Source organism: Microbacterium sp. Se5.02b (assembly GCF_019464375.1).
GTDB lineage: Bacteria > Actinomycetota > Actinomycetes > Actinomycetales > Microbacteriaceae > Microbacterium.
The window spans coordinates 2,005,181-2,026,765 of sequence record NZ_CP080491.1 but is presented as its reverse complement, the minus strand read 5'-3'; the positions used below and the strand labels follow the sequence as shown (position 1 = coordinate 2,026,765).

24 protein-coding genes are annotated in these 21,585 nt (G+C 66.7%); 9 read left to right on the top strand and 15 right to left on the bottom strand.

Annotation, left to right across the window (positions count from 1 at the left end):
• Window positions 1–49 precede the first annotated feature (49 nt).
• On the top strand, window positions 50–418 hold the full coding sequence (locus tag K1X59_RS10045) for a VOC family protein (protein ID WP_183152697.1): 369 nt from the start codon (window positions 50–52) through the stop codon (window positions 416–418).
• 1 nt (window position 419) lies between these two features.
• Here the strand turns inward: K1X59_RS10045 and K1X59_RS10040 are convergent, their stop codons facing one another.
• Both K1X59_RS10040 and K1X59_RS10035 read right to left on the bottom strand, forming a co-directional pair.
• Window positions 420–947 carry an RNA polymerase sigma factor gene (locus K1X59_RS10040; RefSeq protein ID WP_202045627.1) on the bottom strand — a complete coding sequence of 176 codons (528 nt, stop codon included), beginning with the start codon at window positions 945–947 and terminating at the stop codon, window positions 420–422.
• A complete protein-coding gene (locus K1X59_RS10035) occupies window positions 944–1,531 on the bottom strand; it encodes a hypothetical protein (protein WP_183152696.1) in 588 nt (195 codons plus the stop codon). Before K1X59_RS10035 ends, K1X59_RS10040 begins: the two co-directional genes overlap by 4 nt.
• A gap of 80 nt (window positions 1,532–1,611) precedes the next feature.
• On the opposite strand from K1X59_RS10035, the gene K1X59_RS10030 reads away from it, so the two are divergent.
• Both K1X59_RS10030 and K1X59_RS10025 read left to right on the top strand, forming a co-directional pair.
• On the top strand, window positions 1,612–2,634 hold the full coding sequence (locus K1X59_RS10030) for a GNAT family N-acetyltransferase (RefSeq protein WP_183152695.1): 1,023 nt from the start codon (window positions 1,612–1,614) through the stop codon (window positions 2,632–2,634).
• 299 nt (window positions 2,635–2,933) lie between these two features.
• Window positions 2,934–3,254 carry a hypothetical protein gene (locus K1X59_RS10025; RefSeq protein ID WP_183152694.1) on the top strand — a complete coding sequence of 107 codons (321 nt, stop codon included), beginning with the start codon at window positions 2,934–2,936 and terminating at the stop codon, window positions 3,252–3,254.
• A gap of 51 nt (window positions 3,255–3,305) precedes the next feature.
• Here K1X59_RS10025 and K1X59_RS10020 read toward each other — a convergent pair whose 3' ends face one another.
• The 3 genes from K1X59_RS10020 to K1X59_RS10010 are packed head-to-tail and all read right to left on the bottom strand — an operon-like array spanning window position 3,306 to window position 6,580.
• Window positions 3,306–5,663 (bottom strand): excinuclease ABC subunit UvrA, encoded by a 2,358-nt coding sequence (locus K1X59_RS10020; RefSeq protein WP_183152693.1) that lies wholly within the window; start codon window positions 5,661–5,663, stop codon window positions 3,306–3,308.
• A gap of 27 nt (window positions 5,664–5,690) precedes the next feature.
• A complete protein-coding gene (locus tag K1X59_RS10015; RefSeq protein ID WP_183152692.1) occupies window positions 5,691–6,098 on the bottom strand; it encodes a VOC family protein in 408 nt (135 codons plus the stop codon).
• Between the two features lie 5 nt (window positions 6,099–6,103).
• Complete coding sequence (locus tag K1X59_RS10010) at window positions 6,104–6,580, bottom strand: helix-turn-helix transcriptional regulator (protein ID WP_183152691.1); 477 nt, start codon at window positions 6,578–6,580, stop codon at window positions 6,104–6,106.
• A 104-nt stretch (window positions 6,581–6,684) separates the two neighbouring features.
• Here K1X59_RS10010 and K1X59_RS10005 point away from each other — a divergent pair, with 104 nt between their 5' ends.
• Window positions 6,685–7,281 carry an HdeD family acid-resistance protein gene (locus tag K1X59_RS10005; protein WP_183152690.1) on the top strand — a complete coding sequence of 199 codons (597 nt, stop codon included), beginning with the start codon at window positions 6,685–6,687 and terminating at the stop codon, window positions 7,279–7,281.
• A 73-nt stretch (window positions 7,282–7,354) separates the two neighbouring features.
• On the opposite strand, the gene K1X59_RS10000 is transcribed toward K1X59_RS10005, so the two are convergent.
• Window positions 7,355–8,119 (bottom strand): SDR family oxidoreductase, encoded by a 765-nt coding sequence (locus tag K1X59_RS10000; protein ID WP_183152689.1) that lies wholly within the window; start codon window positions 8,117–8,119, stop codon window positions 7,355–7,357.
• A 122-nt stretch (window positions 8,120–8,241) separates the two neighbouring features.
• Between K1X59_RS10000 and K1X59_RS09995 the strand changes: the two genes are divergently transcribed.
• The 4 genes from K1X59_RS09995 (at window position 8,242) to K1X59_RS09980 (ending at window position 10,936) form a co-directional block, all read left to right on the top strand.
• Window positions 8,242–8,715, top strand: a complete 474-nt coding sequence (locus K1X59_RS09995) for an NfeD family protein (RefSeq protein WP_183152688.1) — start codon at window positions 8,242–8,244, stop codon at window positions 8,713–8,715.
• An 11-nt stretch (window positions 8,716–8,726) separates the two neighbouring features.
• Window positions 8,727–9,656 (top strand): SPFH domain-containing protein, encoded by a 930-nt coding sequence (locus tag K1X59_RS09990; RefSeq protein ID WP_183152687.1) that lies wholly within the window; start codon window positions 8,727–8,729, stop codon window positions 9,654–9,656.
• A complete protein-coding gene (locus tag K1X59_RS09985; RefSeq protein ID WP_220174176.1) occupies window positions 9,653–10,429 on the top strand; it encodes a glycerophosphodiester phosphodiesterase family protein in 777 nt (258 codons plus the stop codon). Before K1X59_RS09990 ends, K1X59_RS09985 begins: the two co-directional genes overlap by 4 nt.
• Window positions 10,430–10,552: 123 nt before the next feature.
• Window positions 10,553–10,936, top strand: a complete 384-nt coding sequence (locus tag K1X59_RS09980; RefSeq protein ID WP_029263398.1) for an RNA polymerase-binding protein RbpA — start codon at window positions 10,553–10,555, stop codon at window positions 10,934–10,936.
• On the opposite strand, the gene lnt is transcribed toward K1X59_RS09980, so the two are convergent.
• From lnt to K1X59_RS09935, 9 genes are read right to left on the bottom strand one after another with little or no spacing between them, the layout of a single operon-like run.
• Window positions 10,933–12,456, bottom strand: a complete 1,524-nt coding sequence (lnt, locus tag K1X59_RS09975) for an apolipoprotein N-acyltransferase (protein WP_183152686.1) — start codon at window positions 12,454–12,456, stop codon at window positions 10,933–10,935. The genes K1X59_RS09980 and lnt overlap by 4 nt on opposite strands.
• 11 nt (window positions 12,457–12,467) lie before the next feature.
• Entirely contained in the window at window positions 12,468–14,942 is a 2,475-nt protein-coding gene (locus K1X59_RS09970; RefSeq protein ID WP_183152685.1) for an RNA helicase, read from the bottom strand.
• On the bottom strand, window positions 14,939–15,697 hold the full coding sequence (gene tatC, locus K1X59_RS09965) for a twin-arginine translocase subunit TatC (RefSeq protein ID WP_183152800.1): 759 nt from the start codon (window positions 15,695–15,697) through the stop codon (window positions 14,939–14,941). Before tatC ends, K1X59_RS09970 begins: the two co-directional genes overlap by 4 nt.
• A 57-nt stretch (window positions 15,698–15,754) precedes the next feature.
• Entirely contained in the window at window positions 15,755–15,991 is a 237-nt protein-coding gene (tatA, locus tag K1X59_RS09960) for a twin-arginine translocase TatA/TatE family subunit (RefSeq protein ID WP_183152684.1), read from the bottom strand.
• 44 nt (window positions 15,992–16,035) lie between these two features.
• On the bottom strand, window positions 16,036–17,019 hold the full coding sequence (locus K1X59_RS09955; RefSeq protein WP_183152683.1) for a YafY family protein: 984 nt from the start codon (window positions 17,017–17,019) through the stop codon (window positions 16,036–16,038).
• On the bottom strand, window positions 17,016–18,008 hold the full coding sequence (locus K1X59_RS09950; protein WP_183152682.1) for a YafY family protein: 993 nt from the start codon (window positions 18,006–18,008) through the stop codon (window positions 17,016–17,018). Before K1X59_RS09950 ends, K1X59_RS09955 begins: the two co-directional genes overlap by 4 nt.
• Window positions 18,008–18,937, bottom strand: coding sequence for a hypothetical protein (locus K1X59_RS09945; RefSeq protein WP_183152681.1), 930 nt, complete (start codon window positions 18,935–18,937; stop codon window positions 18,008–18,010). Before K1X59_RS09945 ends, K1X59_RS09950 begins: the two co-directional genes overlap by 1 nt.
• A gap of 10 nt (window positions 18,938–18,947) precedes the next feature.
• Entirely contained in the window at window positions 18,948–19,964 is a 1,017-nt protein-coding gene (locus K1X59_RS09940; RefSeq protein ID WP_220174175.1) for a tRNA (adenine-N1)-methyltransferase, read from the bottom strand.
• Window positions 19,961–20,653, bottom strand: a complete 693-nt coding sequence (locus tag K1X59_RS09935; RefSeq protein WP_396652585.1) for an HAD family hydrolase — start codon at window positions 20,651–20,653, stop codon at window positions 19,961–19,963. The genes K1X59_RS09940 and K1X59_RS09935 overlap by 4 nt, the downstream gene beginning before the upstream one ends.
• An 81-nt stretch (window positions 20,654–20,734) precedes the next feature.
• Between K1X59_RS09935 and K1X59_RS09930 the strand changes: the two genes are divergently transcribed.
• On the top strand, window positions 20,735–21,583 hold the full coding sequence (locus K1X59_RS09930; protein ID WP_183152679.1) for a PAC2 family protein: 849 nt from the start codon (window positions 20,735–20,737) through the stop codon (window positions 21,581–21,583).
• Window positions 21,584–21,585: the final 2 nt, after the last annotated feature.

Sequence of the window (21,585 nt, the reverse complement as noted above, 5' to 3'; positions counted from 1 at the left end):
CGTTGCCCTGCCCGAGCACGATGTCGGTGGCGGGGATTACGGTGACGCCATGACCAGCACACCGCTTCACCATTCACTCGACTATGTCGAACTCGTCGTCGCAGATCTCGACGCCGCGAAGCGCTTCTTCGCCGACGCGTTCGGGTGGGCGTTCAAGGACTACGGCCCAGGTTATGCAGGGATCCTCTCGCCGCGCAGCGACGGCAGCGAGGTCGGTGGCCTCATGCGTGCCGAGGAGCCGAGACCCACGGGCGGACCACTCGTCCTTCTCTATTCGGACGACCTCGACACCACCAGGGACGCGATCACCGCGGCCGGCGGCGCGATCCTTCAGGAGCCATACGCATTCCCGGGCGGGCGTCGTCTGCATTTCTCCGACCCGAGCGGGAACGAGCTCGGGGTCTGGTCCGTGAGCTGACTCAGCGCCTGTCCCCGGCGTACGCATCTGCGAGTTGGTGCCGCAACCTCTCACGCGCGCGGTGATACCGGCTGCGCACCGTGGCTGACTTCAGACGGAGGACACCCGCGATCTCCTCGAGCGACAGGCCGTCCCAGTGCAGAAGGGTGATGATGTCGCGATCCGTCTCGCCGAGCGCACGGAGCGCGTCGTGGAGTTCGTCGAACGTGGGAGCATCCGCGAAGCCGGGACGGGGCTCGGTGCACAACTGACGACGAAGACGTTCCGCGAGAGCATGTCGGCGCGCGGCACTGCGCCGGTGGTGAAGAAGGATGTTCCGTGCGATGCCGAACATCCAGGGACGGATCTCCTCGTCGCGCGCAGGGAGGGCGTTTGCACGCCTCCACAGGGTGAGCAGGGTGTCGGCGAGAAGGTCGGCGGCCATGTCAGGAGGTTCGACGCGTCGCACGAAGTAGGCAAGCAACGCGGGGGAGTGCATCGTGACCGCCCGCTCGACGCGCCGTCGCTTCTCATCAGCGCGCGCGCTCACGGCGTATCCACCCGGCAGCTGAGACCCATGGCACCGATCGCGACGGTGTCGCCGCTCTCGCCGAGAGTCAGAACGCCCGGTATCGCCTCTCTCGTCATCTCCACGAGTTCGGGATACAGCTCGTTGCCCACTCGGAGTTCGCTGTCGGGGTCATCAGCGACGACCGAGCCGCGATCGTAGAGGTCCTGACCGAATCCGACCCAGTCGCGCGCCCGGATCGCGGCATCGAGTGCGGCGAGATCGCCCGCGCCCGTGTTCCGCAACTCGACGTAGCCGCCGCAGACCTCGACATGCCCTTCATCGGTCGTGTACTCGATGGGGATCCGAATACTGCGCTCGAACCCGTCGGGGAGACTCACCCAGGGCCAGACGGCGAGCTGAGCGGTGGTGATGCTGGCAGCGCCTGTCAGGGCCACGGTACCGGCGACGATCACCGGCATCAGCCAGCGCGGCCGTGGCATATGCCCGCGACGTAAGCGGTCGGGCTTCGTCACAGACGCCAGCGCCGTCGCCCCTGAACCCACTGAGGGCGCAAGAGGGGCGATCGAGTCCGCCAACAGCTCGTCGAGCTCGCGTTCGTTCATGGTCACTCCGTTCGTTCCTCTGCCAGTACATTCCCGGCAGAGGGCGAAACGTTGCACGGCGTCACTGCGACAATACGAGAGTGACTCTCACCCCGGCGATGCCGCAATTGCAGACGCGTCGACTGACCCTGCGTCGTCAGACGGTGGCCGATGCGCCGGTCTTCCACCGAATGTGGACCGAGCGCGACGAACGGGTGCCTTCCCATCGGAGGCTCGACGACGAGGGACATCCCGATGTGCAGGAGATCGCCGCGCACATCGCCGCGGCGGGGGAGGAGTCGTGGCTCCAGACTGCGCAATGCGCGTCGACCGGCGAGGCGATCGGATACTGCGGACTCGTCTTCGGCGGTGCGGTTGTGGGCGATGAGCCCGAGCTGGCATTCGAGTTCCTGCGGGCCGTGCACAACAACGGCCTCGCCACGGAAGCTGCCGAGGCCGTGCTGAGATGGACCGACGAGCTCGGACACCCGCGGGTGTGGGCCGGAGTCTGGGAATGGAACCTCGCATCTCGAAGGGTGCTCGAGAAGCTCGGATTCGAGGAGTCGGGGGAGGAGCGCCCACCCTCGGCGTATGGACGCAACCTTCTGATGGTGCGGAGGAGTCCAGACTCACCGCTGTCAGCGATGGGCGAACGGAGGACCACGATGACGCACACCGTCCGCGCAGGGGTCGCGGCAGACGTCGGGCCCTGCGTCGATCTCTGGGTCGAGGCTCTGCGCCACCGCGACGGTCAGGTGGACGCTGCTCCCGTCGCCGAACGCACGAGGGCGCTCTTCAAGACGCCGCTGCTCAGGTTCGCGATCGCGGGGGAGCCGCTCGATGGTTTCGCCGTCTCGACCACGAAGGGGAAAACCGGGCAGACGGCAGTGTTGGAGCGGCTGGCCGTGCGACCGAGTGCCGCGGGGCGCGGGATCGGACGCATCCTGCTGCATGACGCCTTCTCCGCAGCGAGGGAGGGCGGGTATCAGCGCGTCGAGTTGGCTGTACGCACGGGGAATCCGGCCGTTCGGCTCTACGTACGGGAGGGGTTTCGCGCGGTGTCCACTCCGATCCCGCACCCGCTAGGAGGAGAACCGATGGTCACGTACTCTCGCGATCTCTGAAAGCCCGCGGTGCGACAGGCGTTCCTGGCGCCGACCTTCGCCCTGAGGGACCACGGGTGCGTCATCGAAGTGAACCATCCAGGCGTGAACCTTCGTCCTACCGGAGCCGATGGGAACGGGCGATCCATCGCCGTCGAGGCCTGAGTCGCTCCGGGGAACCGGAGTGGGAGGTGCAGGTGCCTCGGCGAACGCCGCTGCGCCCGGTGGGAGAGTGTCCTTCACGATTCATACTGACATAATGTGCATTATCGGATATCCCGGAACCGCGCTGGTTCCGTGGCCGGTGCCACAATCAGAGCATGACAGACGGTTCCTCCTCCATCACGCTGTGCTGCCTTCTGTGGGCGCGACCAGGACACGCGACTGACTTGACGGCGTATGAAGACAGCGTCCTGGCGTTGCTCGCTGACCACGGTGCGACCGTCTTGCATCGCGTCGTGACGATCCAGGACCCCAGCGCAGCCGACGATCGGCCGGACGAGGTCCAGACGTACAGTTTTCCGAATCAGGCGGCGCTGGATGCGTATCTGTCCGATCCGCGTCGCCGGGATCGATCAGGCGAGCGGGATCGCGTGATCGCACGCACGGTGTTGTTCCCCGTCGATCTGCACGGCGACTGACGGATCCCGGCGCCGTGCGCCCACCCTCACCGCACCCCGCTGTCTGCGCTCCTACGCGCCGACGTAGGCTGCGAGGTGCTCCCCCGTCAATGTCGATTTTTGGGATACCAAATCCGCCGGTACACCTTCGAAGACCACCCTTCCACCGTCGTGGCCGGCCCCGGGACCGATGTCGATGATCCAATCGGCGTGCGCCATGACCGCCTGGTGATGCTCGATCACGATCACGGTCTTCCCGGAGTCGACGAGACGATCCAGCAGACCGAGGATCTTGTCCACGTCGGCGAGGTGGAGCCCGGTGGTCGGTTCATCGAGCACGTAGACATCCCCCTTCTCCCCCATCTGGATGGCGAGCTTTATACGTTGGCGCTCGCCCCCGGAGAGAGTCGAGAGCGGCTGTCCGAGCGACAGATACCCGAGCCCCACGTCCTCCATCCGCCCGAGGATCGCCGCAGCCGCAGGGAGTTTGGCCTCACCGTCTCCGAAGAACACCCGCGCCTCGGACACCGGCAGATCGAGCACCTGCGTGATGTCCTTGCCTGCCAGCTTGTACTCGAGCACTCCGGCTTGGAAGCGCTTACCACCGCAGTCCTCGCACGGCGTCTCGATCGTGTCCATGAAGCCGAGCTCGGTGATGATCACACCAGCGCCCTTGCAGGAGGGACATGCGCCCTCCGAGTTCGCGCTGAACAGGGCCGGCTTCACCCCGTTGGCCTTCGCGAACGCCTTCCGGATCGGCTCGAGGAGGCCCGTGTACGTCGCGGGATTGCTTCGACGGGAGCCCTTGATCGCTGCCTGGTCGATCGCCACGACGCCCTCGCGCTTCGACACCGACCCGTGGATGAGGGAGCTCTTGCCTGATCCTGCCACCCCGGTCACCACGGTCAGGACACCGGTCGGAATGTCGACGTCGACGTCCTGCAGGTTGTTCGCTGAGGCCCCTCGCACCTCGATCCGTCCCGTGCCCGCGCGCACATCGTCCTTGAGTTGCGCACGGTCGTCGAGGTGATCACCTGTCTTCGTGCCGCTGGCCTTGAGGCCATCGACGGACCCTTCGAAGCAGATCTCTCCGCCGCCGCTCCCCGCCCCGGGGCCGAGATCGATGACGTGGTCTCCGATCGCGATGGTCTCCGGCTTGTGCTCGACCACCAGGACGGTGTTGCCCTTGTCCCGCAGCTGCAGCAGCAGGCCGTTCATCCGCTGGATGTCGTGCGGGTGCAGTCCGATCGTCGGTTCGTCGAACACGTAGGTCACGTCAGTCAGGGACGATCCGAGATGGCGCAGCATCTTGATCCGCTGAGCCTCTCCCCCCGATAGGGTTCCCGACGGGCGCTCCAGGCTCAGATAGCCGAGGCCGAGCGTCACGAACGCATCCAGGTTCGCACTGAGCGCCTGCAGGAGCGGCCCTGCTCCTGGGAGATCGAGTCCGCGGACCCAGTCGGCGAGGTCGGTGACCTGCATCCGGCATGCATCGGCGATGCTCACTGCGTCGATCTTGGAAGAGCGCGCCCCCTCGGTCAGGCGCGTCCCGTCGCACTCGGGGCACACCGCGAAGGTCGCCACCCGCTCGACGAAGGCGCGGATGTGCGGCTGCAGCGCGTCGAGATCCTTCGACAGCATCGACTTGGTGATCTTCGGGATCAGACCCTCATAGGTCATGTTGATCCCCGAGATCTTCACCTTGGTCACCTCGCCGTACAGGAACAGGTGGCGCTGCTTCTCCGTGAACTCGGCGATCGGCTTGTCCCCCGGGTAGAACCCCGACTGCGAGAACCCCTTCACCATCCAGCCGTCAGCGGTGTAGCCGGGAACCATGATGGCACCCTCGTCGAGCGACTTCGACTCGTCGACGATCTGAGCGAGGTCGAGGTCCGAGACCGCTCCCCTCCCCTCGCAGCGCGGGCACATGCCACCGAGGTAGATCGCGTCCTTCACGATCTTCTTCTCGCCGCCGTGGCCGGTCATGACACCGCTCGCCCGCTGCGTGGGGATGTTGAACGAGAACGCCGTCGGGCCGCCGATGTAGGGCTGTCCGAGCTTGCTGAACAGGATGCGCAGCATCGCGTTGGCATCGGTGACGGTGCCGACGGTCGATCGAGGGTTGGCGCCCAGCCGCTCCTGGTCGACGATGATCGCGGTGGTGAGCCCCTCGAGGACATCGACATCCGGCCGGGGTACAGACGGCATGAAGCCCTGCACGAAAGCGCTGTACGTCTCGTCGATCATCCGCCGGGACTCGGCCGCGATCGTGTCGAAGACGAGCGAGCTCTTCCCCGAGCCGGACACTCCCGTGAACACCGTCAGCCGCCGTTTCGGTATGTCGACGCTGACGTCCTTCAGATTGTTCTCGCGCGCGCCCTGCACGCGGATCATGTCGTGGGTGTCAGCGGGGTGCGCGTCGACGGTCATGGCGTCCTTCGATGTCTCGGGTGAGGCTCAGGCCTGGTTGATACGGAGCAGATTGCCCGCGGGGTCTCGGAAGGCGCAGTCACGCACCCCGTACGGTTGGTCCATCGGCTCTTGGACGACGTCTGCCCCGCCCTCGACGAGGCGATCGAAGAGTTCGTCGACGTCGTCGCTCGCCAGCGTGAGCGCCCCGTAGCTGCCCTTGGCGATCAGCTCGAGGATCGTCTGGCGCTCGACGTCGGTGATGCCGGGGTCCGTCGCCGGCGGATGCAGGACGATCGATGTCTCCGGTTGCCCTTCTGGGCCCACCGTGAGCCAGCGGAGACCGTCGTAGCCCACATCGTTGCGCACCTCGAAGCCGAGGGTGTCCCGGTAGAAGGCGAGGGCAGCGTCGGCGTCGGTGTGCGGCAGGAAGGCGTAATGGATGCTGATCTTCATGGTGTTCACGTTAGGTGCGCGTCGGTGCGCGGCGCTTCTCGATTCCTGATCGGTCTGGTGACCTGTTTGGCCTGGAACGCCGGGATCCCCTCGACATTCGCGGCGCGTTCACGGTACACGCTGGGTGCGACACCGACCAGTTCCGAGAATCTCGTGCTGAAGGTTCCGAGCGAGGAGCAGCCGACTTCGAAGCAGACTTCCGTCACAGAGAGGTCCCCTCGTCGCAGCAGAGCCATCGCGCGCTCGATCCTCCGCGTCATCAGATACGAGTAAGGCGACTCACCGTACGCGTCGCGGAAGCGCCGGCTCAGGTGGCCGGCCGACATGTGCACGCCGCGCGCCAACGCCTCCACGTCGAGCGGCTTGGCGTACTCGCGGTCGATGCGGTCCCTGACCCTGCGCATGATCGCGAGTTCGCGCAGGCGGGAGTCGTCCGGGACTGTCACGAGTCGATCCTGCCATGTCGTCACGTGTCCGCACATGACTTGGAGAAACGCGGGCGAAGTCTCCTCCCCATCCCGGCCCACGAGGGCGCTACCCTGAGGGGGCATCCTCACAGGATCTTTTCAGAAAGGGGTCCCCAACCATGTCTGAACCACTCAACGAAGCCAAGTCCCTGTTCAAGTCGATCCGCGTCACGCTCGCCGTCGCGGGCGTGCTGGCCCTCCTCGCCGGCATCGTCCTCCTCGTGTGGCCGGTGAAATCCGCCGTCATCGTGACGGCGATCTTCGCGTCCTACCTGGTGATCGCCGGTCTCGTCTACATCGGTCTCGGCATCTTCTCCAGCGCCAAGGGCGGGTGGGCCCGTGTCGGTCACATCGTCCTCGGGCTCCTCTATGTCGTCGCCGGCGTCATAGCCTTCTTCAATCTCAACGTCGCCGCGGCGACGCTCGCATTCGTCGTCGTGATCTTCATCGGCGTGAGCTGGATCGTCGACGGCGTGGTCGCCCTGACGCTCCTCGGCAGCGACGGCTCGCGCGTGTGGACGGTGCTCTACGCGATCCTCAGCATCATCGCGGGCATCATCGTGCTGTTCTCGCCGATCATCGCCGGATTCGCGTTCTGGCTGCTGCTGGGTATCTCGCTGGTGGTGCTCGGGATCATCCAGATCGTCCGTGCGATCACGATCGGCAAGGATGAGAAGGAGTACGTCTCGGCCGTCCAGGGCGGCGCCGCGAGCTGACCGCAGCCTCGACGAAGGGATCGGCCCCGTTCCGCATCGTGCGGGACGGGGCCGATCCCCTTTGTCACGGGGCCTACTCAGCGGCGAATGCGCTCACGTCTCCGACGAGACGGGTGTTGTCGGAGGGCACCGGCTCGACTGTGGCCTTGGCGACCTCTGCCGCGAACTCGGAGACGTTGTAGAGCTTTCCCGCGGACTCGCGACGTTCGGCGATAGCACCGGGATTCGCCCGCTCGAGCAGAGTGGCTGTGATCGTTCCTTCGATCATGTCGCCGGAGACGACGGTGAATCCGATCCCCTTCTCCGCCAGCCCGGGGATGAGCTCGCGCAAGGCGTCCTCCCCTGCGCGCTTCGAGAGAGCGACGGGCTCGTACTCGGGCATCGTCGGCGTCGTGCGGATGAAGTGCGCCTGGTGGCTCGTCACGAACACGACGCGAGCACCGTCACCGAGCAGCGGTGTCGCGGCGTCGAGGACGTTGAGCTGTGCATCGCGATTCAGCGTGAGGGCGTAGTCCTCGGCCATGCCCGATTCCATCCCGCCCGACGCATTCAGCACCAGGACGTCGAGGCGCCCGTACTCCGCACGGATCGCGTCGAACATCTCCGCCACGGAAGCGGGATCGGTGAGGTCTGCGCCGACCACCAGCGCGCGCCGACCGAGCTCGCGCAGCTGCGCGGCGAGCTTCTCCGCCCGAGGCGCCTTGTTCCGGTAGTTGATCACGACGTCGGCACCGGCCTCAGCGAGGTAGCGGACGGTGTCGGCGCCGATGCCCCGCGATGAACCGGTGACAAGGGCGACCTTGCCGTCGAGGGATCCTGCGGGAAGAACGTCGGTCACGGTGACTCCTCATGATGCGTGAAAAAGCCGTGATCGCACGGCCCCCTCACACTACCAACCGCACGTTGCGGCACCGCGATCAGCACCCTCGTGCGTGATACGTTGACCACAAAGGAGGCCGCATGGACAACTTCGCGACATTCGTCACGTTCATCGACCAATGGGCTTGGATCGGCTGGCTGGTCCTGATCGCCGTCTTCCTCGTCATCGAGATGCTCTCGCTCGACTTCACGTTCCTCATGCTCAGCTTCGGCAGCGTCGTCGGGCTCGTGACCGATCTCCTCGGCGTGCCGGTGTGGGTGCAGGTGATCATCGCCGCGGCTGCGGCCGCCCTGTTCATCCTCTTCCTCCGCCCGCCTCTCATCAGGCGGCTCCATCGCGGCGAGGACCCCACGAAGTCCAATGTCGATGCCCTCCTCGACCTGAGAGGGATCGCCTTGAGCGAGATCACGCAGATCTCGGGGCAGGCGAAGCTCGCCAACGGCGACACCTGGACCGCGCGCAGCTCGACCCCCGTCCCCATCCCTGCAGGCGCGCCGATCGCCGTGAGCGTGATCAACGGCGCGACCGCCATCGTCCGTCCCGTCAACGACTAGGAGTACCACCCATGGACGACGCCTCGTTCATCCCCGCTGCGATCGGATGGATCCTCGCGATCGCGGTGCTCATCTTCGTGGTGGTCACCGTCGCGCGTGCGATCCGGATCATCCCGCAGGCCACCGCCGGCGTGGTCGAGCGTCTCGGTCGTTACCACAAGACGCTCACCCCCGGTCTGAACCTGCTGGTGCCGTTCATCGACCGTCTCCGGCCGCTGATCGACATGCGCGAGCAGGTCGTATCGTTCCCTCCGCAGCCCGTCATCACCGAGGACAACCTCGTCGTGTCGATCGACACCGTGGTGTATTTCCAGGTCACCGATGCTCGCGCCGCGACGTATGAGATCGCGAACTACCTCGGTGCCGTGGAACAGCTCACCACCACCACGCTGCGAAACGTCGTGGGTGGGCTCAACCTCGAAGAAGCGCTGACGAGCCGGGACAACATCAACGGGCAGCTCCGCGTGGTGCTCGATGAGGCGACCGGCAAGTGGGGAATCCGCGTCGGCCGAGTAGAGCTCAAGGCCATCGACCCGCCCATCTCCATCCAGGATTCGATGGAGAAGCAGATGCGCGCAGAACGTGATCGTCGCGCCGCGATCCTCACGGCCGAGGGAACCAAGCAGTCCGCGATCCTCGAAGCGGAGGGTGCCCGTCAGGCGGAGATCCTCCGCGCAGAGGGAGATAAGCAGGCCGCCGTTCTTCGCGCGCAGGGTGAGGCAGAGGCGATCCAGAACGTCTTCAGCGCCATCCACCAGGGCGAACCGGACGACAAGCTCCTCGCGTACCAGTACCTTCAGATGCTGCCGAAGATCAGCGAGGGGCAGTCCAACAAGCTGTGGATCATCCCGAGCGAGCTGACGGAGGCTCTCAAGGGCATCGGCAGCGCCTTCACGCCCAAGCCGGGCCAGGGCCCGACGAACACGCTGCCGGGCGCGTGACGCACCCGTACTTCTCCAAGGCACGGCACCCCCGAGTCCTCGCCCACCGCGGTCTGATCACCACGGCGGGCGAGGACTCCGGTGTCTGGGAGAACTCGGCGGCCGCGTTCGGGGCCGCGCACGCCGCGGGCGCCGAGTTCATCGAGACCGACTGTCAGGTGACCGCGGACGGTAATGTCGTGCTGTTCCACGACGCTACGCTCCATCGGCTGACCGGCGACGCCCGCGCCGTTCGCGAGGTCGGCACGCGGGAGCTCCGAGCGACTTTCGCGGATCACGGAGGTCTGCTCACAGTCGAGGAGGCTCTCGCGTCGTTCCCTGAGGTCAGATTCAACATCGATGTGAAGACCCCGGCCGCCGCCGAGCCCCTCGGTCCGGTACTCGCCGAGCACACCCACCGCGTCCTCGTCACCAGTTTCGCCGACACCAACCGCCGCGCGACCCTCGATGCCGTGCGAAGAGCGGGCGCCTCGCTCCGGCCGGCGACCTCCGGTGGCAGTCGCACGATCGCAGCATTACGGGCGTACTCTGCTCTGCACCTCTCCCCCGCGGGAGTCCTCCGCGAGATCGACGCGCTGCAGATCCCTGAACGCCACTCGGGCATCAGAGTGCTCACGCCTGCCCTCGTGCGGGCCGCACACCGGTTCGGGGTCGAGATCCACGTCTGGACGGTGAATGATCCCGACGACATGCGCCGACTCGTGGGATCGGGTGTGGACGGGATCGTCACCGATCGTGCGGACGTCGCCGTGCGCGCCTTCGCCGCCCTCTGACGCCGACGCGCCCCATAACCTCCGGCGCTGGGATTCCGCTGTGAATTCCGCCGAGAAGCCGCCCGCGTGGATGAAGCGCACAGGCTGGAGCGTTATACCTGACAGCGACGAGAGGACCACAAAATGGCAGATCGCAGCCTGCGCGGCATCCGACTCGGCGCCCAGAGCCTACAGAGCGAAGAGGGCGTCGTTTTCATGGAGCGCCGTGAGACCACCTACACCTGTGACACCTGCGGCCACGTCACGAACCTGATGTTCGCGGCGGACGCCGAACCGCCCCAGACCTGGGAGTGCCGCGCCTGCGGCGCAGAAGCACGCCTGAACGTCGACGGCCAGGCCGTCACGCTCGAAGCGAGCGATGAGAAGGCAGCACGCACGCACTGGGACATGCTCATGGAGCGTCGCACGCGCGCGGAACTCGAAGAGCTTCTCGAAGAGCGACTCGCTTTCATCCGCGCCCGCCGAGGCGCAGGAGAAGACCCCACCCGCGAGAAGATCGGGGCTTAGCCCCTCCGGGCGCGCCACCACCCGACGACCAACGCGCCCAGCCCACCCCACAGCAACAGCTGTTGGACCCAGGGCCCCAGAACCACACCAGCCGTGAGGCCGGAGCGGAGCTCGACATCCTCGAGCATCGCCCCGGCCTCGCCTGCGTCGAGGCTCGTCACCGTGGTGCCGTTCGCGCGGATCACCTGGCTGGTGCCGACGGTCGAGACGTTCACGACGCTGCGTCCGGTCTCGATCGCGCGCATCCGTGCGAAGGCCAGCTGCTGCAGGTTCTCGTCCGTCCCGCGGAAGTCGGCGTTGTTCGTCTGGAACACCAGCACTTCCGCGCCGTCACGGAGACCTTCCCAGATCACATCGTCGTAGATGACGTCGAAGCAGATCGCCAGTCCGATGGGGACACCATCGACTTCAACGGTCGGCGGGTTGGAGCCCGGCGTGTATTCACGCTGGATGAGACCGATCAGGTCGGGCGCCAGGGCGTTGAAGAAGGCGCGATCCGGGACGTACTCTCCGAACGGCACCGGGTGCCTCTTGTCGTGCAGCTGATCCGCTGTGCCGTCGTCCTGCCACAGCATCGACGTGTTGAAGTACAGCCCGTCCCGGCCGGTCGCCGCGTTGGCGAGCACGGGCGCGCCGATTCGGTTCGATACCAGAGTCAGGCGCCGACCCATCGAGTCGTCCTGAAACGGGTCGCTGTCGAGTGATCCCTCGGGCCAGACCAGGAGATCCACATCGTCCCCGTACAGCGGAACCGTCGCCTCGGTCTGGGCGTCGACCACAGCGAACGGCTCGCGTTCGTCGAAATACCCGGTCGGCCCGTTCCCCTGCACCGCCGCGATACGCATGGATCCTGCAGAGGCCGTGGGGTACAACGGGGTGAGCAGCAGAACCGCCACGAGCACGGCGGGAGTCACCAGCAGCAGCGGCCGACGCCACGCCCGCAGACGCACAACCTCGACCGCCATCGCGACGAACAGCACCATGAGGAAGCTGAGACCACTCACTCCCAGCCACGACGAGATCGGCGCGAGCGGACTCTGGGCCTGGCTCATCCCGATACGGGCCCAGGGGAAGCCTCCGTAGGGCCAGGAGCCGACGAACAGCTCTCGCCCCACCCAGAGGGCCGCCACAGTCGCGGGAAGCCCCAGAAGGCGTCCCGCGGTGCCGGGGAAAGCGCGGGGCAGCCAGCGGTAGGCCAGCGCGATCGGAATGAGGCCGAGCGCCGTGAGGGTGCCCTCCACGACACTGAGCGCCGCCCACGGGATCGGGCCGAGGTAACGGGAGGTCCAGGAGACCAGAAGCGCGAAGAACACGATGCCGTACACGAGTCCGACCAGTACCGCTCCCCCGAGACGTCGTCCGATCAGAGCGATCAGCAGGAGCGCCGTCGCCGGAAACGCCAGTACCCAGACGGCCGCGTCCGGGTAGGCGAAGTCCATCGTCACGGCGGAGAGGGCGGCGCTCAGGACCGCAGCCCACAACGGCAGGATGGCGCGCTGCGGCGCTCGGGAGTCCGGCATCGTCATCCTTCTCACATCGACGAGTACGCCACGATGCCGCGCCGGACACCGTCGAGCGCGCTGCGGGCGGTGCGGGCGAGTGCCGCGTCTTCCGCGACGATCGAGAGCTGATCGAGCAGATCGATCGTCTGCTTCGCCCAGCGCACGAAGTCGCCTGCCGCCATGTCGGCATCGATCAGTACCCGATCGAGCATCCCGCCACGCGCCCAGCTGTGCATGGCACCGGCAAGACCCGCCGCGAGTGGTTCGCTGCCGGGGAGATGATGATCCTGCTCGAGGTCGTCGAGCTCGGCCCAGAGCGTCGTGGTCTTCTCATAGGCGGAACGGAACGCCCCTCGAGGAAGGCCTCGCTCCCCCGAGTTCGCCTCGTCACGTCGAGGTTCGTACACCAGGCAGCACGCCATCGCTGCGAGCGACGGGGCATCGAGGCCGGCCCAGAGTCCCTGTCGAAGTGATTCCGCCACGAGGAGATCTCGTTCGCCGTAGATTCGCCGCATCGTGCGTCCGGCATCCGTCAAGATGGTCTCTCCGTCGTGCTCGGTGAGGTATTGCAGACTCTCGAGCACCTCCACGACGCGGTCGAAGACCCGAGCCACCGTTCCGGTGCGGGTCTCGATCTGGCGCCGTGTCCGATCGGTCTGACGCTTGAGCTTCCAGTACCTCTCGGCCCACCGGGCATGCGCCTCGCGATCGGGGCAGCGATGACACGGGTGACGCTGCATCTGCGTGCGCAGAGTCTGGATACGCTTCATCCGCTTGTCCCGCGAGGCCCTGGGGGCGCTGCTGTCCTGGCGGTTCTTCTTCTCGAGGTCGCTCAGCTCGCGACGGATGGCCGCGTACTCGGGGAAATCCCCGCGCTCGCACGCCATCGCGCTCTGGTAGCCGGCGAGGGACTCTTCCGCCTCGCGAACCTGTCGCGCCAGCCCGACGACGGCGCGATCGGCCTGGAACTGCGCGAATGACGATTCGAGGATCTGCCGTGCTCTGGCTTTGCCGAACATGTCGATCAGGTTCACGGCCATGTTGTAGGTCGGCCGGAAGCTCGAGTTCAGCGGATACGTGCGACGTGACGCGAGTGCGGCCACGGCCTGCGGGTCCATCCCCTCGGACCACTGCACGACCGCGTGCCCCTCGACGTCGATCCCCCGCCGCCCCGCTCGTCCGGTGAGCTGGGTGTACTCCCCCGACGTGATGGCGACCCGCGCTTCGCCGTTGAACTTCTCCATCTTCTCGAGGACGACGGTGCGTGCCGGCATGTTGATGCCGAGGGCCAGCGTCTCGGTGGCGAAGACCACCTTCACGAGCTTGCGCTGATAGAGCTCCTCGACGACCTCTTTGAAAGCGGGAAGCAGGCCGGCATGGTGCGAGGCGACACCGCGCTCGAGGTTGTCCAGCCACTCCCAGTATCCGAGGACGTCCAGGTCCTCATCCTGGAGCGTCCTGGTGCGCTCCTCGACGATCGCGCGGATCTCCGCGCGCTCCTCCGCCGACGTCAATCGGAGTCCCGCACGCCGCACCTGCTGCACCGCCGCATCGCAGCCCACACGACTGAAGATGAAGAAGATCGCCGGAAGCAGGTTCGCTCGTTCGAGCAGGTGCACGACCTCCGGTCGGTCCATCCGCTCGATGCGACGGGCGTTGGCTGCGCGGACCGGTCGCCGACCGCCGCGCGACGGTCGCTGAGCCTGACGCCCCGCGTGCCTGGCGCTGCGGTACGACTGCGTCTGACGGTTGCCGTCGTAGTTCGAGCCGGTCGACGACCGGATGCGCATCAGTTCCTGATTGACCTGCGCGGTCGCGAGCCCGGCGCGGTCGTCGAAGAGAGGCAGGAGGTCGTCCCGCACGAGGACGTGCTGCTCGAGCGGCACGGGCCTGATCTCCGAGACGATGACCTCGGTGTCGCCGCGTACCGTGTCGAGCCAGTCGCCGAACTCCTCTGCGTTCGAGACCGTGGCGCTCAACGAGACGAGTCGCACCCGCGGGGGAAGGTGGATTATGACCTCTTCCCACACAGCCCCTCGGAACCGGTCGGCGAGGTAGTGGACCTCGTCCATGACCACGAACCGCAGGTCGCGGAGTGCCGTGGAGTCGGCGTAGATCATGTTGCGCAGCACCTCGGTGGTCATCACCACGATGCGCGCGTTGCCGTTGATGTTCGTGTCGCCGGTGAGCAACCCCACCTGATCGGCACCGTAGACATCGACCAGTTCGCGGAATTTCTGGTTCGAGAGCGCCTTCATCGGAGTCGTGTAGAACGCCTTGTCGTTCGGCGTCTGCATCGCGAGATGGATGGCGAACTCACCGACGATCGTCTTGCCGGCGCCCGTCGGTGCGGCCACGAGCACGCTGCGCCCGTTCTCCAAGGCGTGGCATCCCGCGATCTGGAAGGGATCGAGTTGGAACTTCTGCAACGCCGCGAAGGCCGTCGACTCCGGATGCTCCGCTGACTGCTGCGCCTGCGCGTACCTGTCGGAGGGCGAGCTCATACCGGATCCGGCAGTAGCCCGGTCGCCTCGTCGCGCTTGCGCTTGCGTCGGTCGAACAGCAGCGAGAGTCCCGCCGCTGCGAAGAAGAGCACGATCAGGATCCCTGCGAGCATCAACATGCTGACGACGTCGGCCGCAGGGGTCGCGAGCGCCGCGAACACCGTCGCGATGATGATCGCGATGCGCCAGCCTTTGAGGATCGCGCGTCCCGACATGACTCCGGCGAGGTTCAGTGCGACCAGGAACACGGGGAGCACGAAGGAGACGCCGATGACGATCATCAGCTTGAAGACGAAGTCGTAGTACTCCTGCGCATAGTAGAAGTTGGTCGCCCCGTCTGGCGTGAAGCTCCACATGAGTTCGATGACGTGAGGCATGATCATCACGCCCAGGTAGCAGCCGGCGAAGAAGAGCGGGACTGCGGCGACCACGAAGCCGATCGTGTACCGGATCTCCTTGCGGGTGAGACCCGGCATGATGAACGCCCAGATCTGCCAGAGCCAGATCGGTGCCGAGATGAAAAGGCCGATCGAGAACGCGATGCGCATGCGCATGTCGAAGGCCGCCGTGACGGTGCCGAAATTCAACGCACTGAAGTCATCGCCGCGCTTCTCGGTGATGATGCGGATCGGCTCGGTGATGAAGTGGATCACCGGATCCGCCACGATGAACGCGACGACCATGCCGACGACCAACGCCAGCGCCGCATACATCAGGCGCTTGCGCAATTCGACGAGATGCGCGCCGAGCGACATCCGCCGATCCCGCTCCGCCTTCGGCATCACGGTCGGTTCGAGGGCTGCCACGGCCGGTCAGGCGCGAGGCGGAGTCTCAGGGTCTGCGCCCGAGTCCTTGGCCGACGTGGGATCCACGGCGGTCGAGTCGGCGCGAGACGCGTCCTCATCCTTCATCGCCTTCATCTCGCCCTTGAAGACGCGGGCGGACTGGCCCATGCTCTTCGCCAGTGCCGGCAGCTTGGCGGCACCGAACAGAAGGAGGATCACGGCGAGCACGATGAGGAGGTGCCAGCCTTGCATTCCAGCGAACATGTCAGGATTCCCGTCGTCGGTGAGCGTTCGGTTCAGTCTACAGATCAATTCTCTGCATCGGGGCGGTGATAGAGCGCGAGTCCCGAAGCGGCCCACTCCCTCGTCGCGCACCGGGCGATGCCCGGATCGAGGACCTCCATCGCGCCGCCGAAACGGCCGGCAAGCCGCTTGATGCCGCGCGGATCCGCAAGATGGAGCTTGGTCGTGACGGCGCCGCCGACGACCTCGATCGTCTCGGTCGGAACGAAGCCGTTCAGCAGCGGAGCAAGACGCTCGGCGACGCGCACCGTGACCTCGCGCTCATCGCTCAGACCGGCGAACGCCTCGGGCACCTGATCACCGCCGTGCGTGATGGGGATGTCGGTCAACGTGGGTTCGCTGACCCTGTCGAGGTGAAATGTCCGCATGGCCTGCCGCATGTGGCACCACCCCTGCAGATACCACTGGCCGTTCGTGATGAGGATCTGCATCGGATCGACGGTGCGGGTCGTCGGAGCGGCATCGGGCGCCTGGTAGGTGAAGGAGATCGCGACGCCCTCATGCAGCCCTCGCGCGACCGCCTCCCGGACCTCATCGACGGCGCTGGGCGCCACGACCACATCGGCGGGGGCATCTGCTGCGCCACGGGACAGCTTCGAGATCAGCCCGGCGACGAGGCCGGAGTCCGAGACCGCCGGCACCGCGGCGACCATCTGCAGACCGGCGAGCAAGGCGGCGGCCTCTCGCGCCGTGAACCGGGGAACGCGGCGGAGCGCGACGTCGTTGGTGATCTCGATCACGTCTTCGAGGTCGAGGAGGTCCCAGTTGATGTCGAACATCTCCTGGGGCTGCTGCCAGTACCCCGCCTCGCCCGGGAGACCGATGACCGTGAGCTTCTCGACCATTCCCCGCATCTCCTGCGGGGTGACTCCGAACTCCTCCGCAGCCTCGGCGAGCGACACCTGACCGTGTTCGAGGAGATACGGCACGAGGGTGAGGTAGAGCCGCACGCGATCCGCCGCGAGAAGTGGCTTCGACTTCGCGTTCATCGTGTGCCCTCCCGATCGGTGTGGGTGTCGACGACGACCCGCAGACGGGCGATCACGGCCTCACGCAGAGCTTCGGGTTCCACGACGCGGACCTCGGGACCGTAGGACGCGAGCTCGTCGGCGAGGATGTGCAGATCGACGAACGCGACGCGGATCCCCTGCGCCGCCGACGTCGCCCGCCTGCCGAGGCGGAGCGCGGCCTCGGTGCCCGGGGTGACCTCCAGCAGCGCGGAGTTCTCGGCAGCGACCCGCTCGAGACCCGCGAGGGCCCTCTCCCCCGCCCCGTCCCTGAGCGCGGAGTCGAAGGGCGTCGAGGTCACCTTGACGTCGCCGACGATGCGACTGAGCAGGAAGGTGCGGTCCTCGTCGACATCCACGTCCACGCCGAACACGTGCCAGCGCGCTTCGTAGTCGAGCAGTGCCAGCGGGCGGATCCTCCGACGTCGAGGGGCGTCCTCTCCCGGCTTCAGATACTCGAACGTGACCACTCTGCATCGTTCGATGGCGTCCTGCAGCGGGGCGAAGGCGGCGTCGCGAGCAGTGATACGGGGCGCGAAGCCGATGATCGGTTCGTCACCGTCGATGCCGAGAGCACGGATCTTGCGGACGCCGGATTGCGCGTCCCCGGAGACCGACTCCGCGCTCCAGACGCTGCCGGCGAGCCGCAGCACTGCCAGCTCGGCCGGAGAGAATTCGATGTCGCTCGGAAGATCGTATTCCGCCTGAGGAATACGATAACGGGCTTCACGCAGATCGTTCGGATCGGCCGCATCCCCGATGGTCTCGATCGGCACCCCGAGAGTCCGCAGCTCGTCCTTGTCGCGCTCAAACATCTTCTCGAGTGCGTCGGACCGCGTTCCGGCGTCCGCGCGCTGGCGGTACCCGGAGACGTTGTCGAGGATCTGCTGCTTCGTGAGCCCGATCTCCGTGGCCATCAGCGCCACGACGAGATTCGTCAGGCGCTCCTCCGCGGGGATCCGGGTGGCCATCACTGCGTCGGCGCCGTGACCGCGCCCAAGATGTCGACAACATAGGCGACGGCGGGACCGGAGTCGCCTGCGGGCGTCACGACCAGGATCTGAGAGCCGACCGTCTTGCCGATGATCGCCTCGGCGACGCTCGGAGCGGACGACAGGTCACCCGTCGGGCCCTGACCCCACGTGCTCGTCACGACCTTCTTGTCGTCCCAGCCGACCGCCATGACGTTCAACAGCGGGACCTGCCCGGTCGCGACCTCTTCGCCCTCACCCTTGATGAGCGTCTGCACGACCTGCTCCTCCGGGGCGGCACTGTCGGGGATGATGACGCCGGGCGTGCCGTCGGGGGCCCGCACGACGGTGGGCATGCCCTTCGCATCATTGAACTGGGGAGCACCCTCCGCACGCGAGAGGAACACATCCACCACGTCGATCACGAACACGACGTTGTCGTCCGCTGACAGTCCGAAACCTTCGAGATTGTTCGCGCCGAAGTCGTCCGGCGTCAGGCCGGCGACGATCCGGGAGCCCGCGGTCGCGCAATCGAAGACCGTCGCGAGCCCCGGCGACTGCGTGGCCCAATAGCCGGCCGTGGAGACCTGACCCTTGGACTCGTCGTACGACGTCGCGAACACCTGCTTGCCCGTCTCCCCGCTGAAGATCGAGATCTCGGCGACGATCGCCTGGTTGTCGTCCACGATCGTCCGCCCATCGCCGACCGTGGCGTCGGCGAAAGCCGATCTCTTCAGATGAAGTGGGCTGAAGACGCTGACATCCGGGGTGGTCCCGACTTCACCGTCGATCGTGACGGCATCGCGGATCTCGGTCGAACCGACACCGCGATCGCAGGTCGCGCTGCTGTCGGGCGCTGCGGCAGCGCACCCGGTCAGAGCGACAACGGCAAGGCTGAGAGAGGCCAGAACGGCGGACGTTTTACGCACGCGCTCCAGTCTATTCCGTCGTGTGCCCGGAATCGCGCGCAGCGGCTGCCAGGCGCGCCCCCTCCGCGGCTCTCTCCGCCTCCCGCGCCCGCTTGCGCAGGTTCTTGTCGCTGATCTCGCGATCACCGACAGCCCCGGGAGTCCACGCCTCCACGTCCTCGTCGCCATAGCTGCTCTTGGAGGCACGGCGTTTCACCGACGGCGCGACCGCACCAGGTGCGAGCCGCCTCGCGGTGAGCAGGAAGCCGGTGTGGGCGACCATGCGGTGGTCGGGTCGTACCGCGAGTCCTTCCACATGCCAGCCGCGGACCATGGTCTCCGAGGCGTCGGGGTCGGTGAAGAGGCCGGTGCCTCGGATGTACTCGGCGACTCGGGAGAGCTGGGTGGCGGTCGCCACGTAGCAGAGGACGACGCCCCCCGGCGTGAGCGCCTCCGCGACGACGTCGATGCACTCCCACGGGGCGAGCATGTCGAGCACGACGCGATCGACCGAGCCGGCGTCGACCTCCTCCGGGAGTGCGGCGACCAGGTCGCCGACGACCACGCGCCATGTGTCCGGCTGCTCACCGAAGAAGGTCTCGACGTTGCCGCGTGCGACGTCGGCGAACTCCTCGCGTCGCTCGAACGAGATCAGCGACCCCGCCGACCCCACGGCACGCAGGAGCGCGAGCGAGAGTGCACCCGATCCGACTCCGGCTTCGACGACGACGGCTCCGGGGAAGATATCGGCCTGCATCACGATCTGAGCCGCGTCCTTCGGATACACGATCGCCGCGCCGCGGGGCATCGACATCGCGAAGTCCCGCAGCAGCGGACGTAGTGCCAGGTACTCGTGACCCGAGCTGTTGGCGACGACGGAACCATCCGGGAGTCCGATCAGGTCGCGGTGGCGAAGGACCCCCTGGTGCGTGTGGAGTTCGCCGTCCTCGCGCAGAGTGACGGTGTGCAGTCTCCCCTTCGGACCGGTGAGCTGCACACGGTCCCCCGCCCGGAAGGGGCCCCGCGGGCGCTGCGCGGAATCATTCATCGATCGGCTCCTGTCGGGGTGGTCACTCGGTCGAAGAGATCGGTGAGATCTTCAGCGCCTCTCCCGGCGAGGGTGGTCCAGAGCTCGTGCGCTCCCAGGTGGTCCAGCGGCAGGATGTGCGGCACCGCGAGGGTGAGCGCCCCGGAGGCCAGCCCGGCACGGACGCCGGTCGGCGAGTCCTCGATCACGATCGCCTCCGTGATGTCGATGTCGAGGAGCGCGGCACCTTGGAGGTACGGCTCAGGGTGGGGCTTGGGGTTGTCGACGTCGTCACCCGCCACCACGATGTCGAACGCCTCGAACTCGATCAGGTCGACCACGCTCAGCGCCATGCGGCGCAGGGACATCGTCACGAGGCCTGTCGGTATGCCCGCGTCGCGCAGATCGCGCAGCAGCTCTCGTGCTCCCGGCCGGAACGGCACCCCCTGCGTGCGCAGCGAGTCCTGCACGGCATCCGTCAGATGCGACACGATCGCCACGGCGTCCATCGTGACGCCCGCCTTCTGCAGGATGACGGCACTGTCGAGCAGACCGCTGCCCACGAGCTGCAGCGCATCCTCGTGACTCCAGGTTCCGCCGAAAGACTCGACGAGCGCCGTTTCGGCGGCCATCCAATACGGCTCGGTGTCGACGAGGGTTCCGTCCATGTCCCACAGGACTGCGCTGGGCTTTCTGCTCACTGAACCCATGCTAGCCGGGGCACCGCCCGCATCCCGCCGTCGCGGACTAGCCTGGAAGGATCACGTCCGCGATCTCGAAGGGAGCCCTCGATGGATGTTCTCGGTCCGCGCATCGTCATCGCCGCCTTCGACGGCTGGAACGATGCAGGGGAAGCGGCCAGCGGTGCCGTCGAGGCACTCCGTGCCGCATCGGACTACGACCTCGTGCACTCGGTCGATCCCGAGCTGTATTTCGACTACCAGTACACGCGGCCCTCGACCCGTATGGATGCCGAAGGCCGACGTCAGCTGAAATGGCCGGAGGCCGGACTCTGGCGCCCACGCGATCCGGGGCCCGGGCCGGAGTTCTGGTTGCTGACCGGTGCCGAGCCTGCGCGCACCTGGCAGGCGTTCGCCTCTGAATTCATCGATGTCGCGCTCCGCGACGACATCACCGGGTTCGTCACCCTCGGGGCCATGCTCTCCGATGTCCCCCACACCCGCCCGATCTCGATCTTCGCGTCCAGCCAGAACGAGCAGGTTCGTGAAGCCCACGGCCTTGAGCGTTCGCTCTACGAGGGACCGGTCGGGATCCTCACCGTCTTCGAGCACTTCGCCGAGAACGCGGGAATCCCCACGGCGAGTCTGTGGGCGAGCGTGCCGCATTACGTCGCCTCGGCGACGCCCTCCCCGAAAGTGACGCTCGCGCTCCTCGACCGTCTCGAGGAACTCACCGGAGTCGACGTCGACCGCCACGCCCTCCGCACCGAGGCCGCGGCGTGGGAGGCCTCGATCGACGCCGCAGCGTCGGAAGACGAAGACATGGCGGAGTACATCCGTCAGCTGGAACGGACGCGCGACACCTGGGACTCCCCCGAAGCCTCGGGCGACGCCATCGCTCAGGCGTTCGAGCGTTATCTCCGCCGACGCGACGACGGTCCAGGCGACCGCAAGCGCTGAGG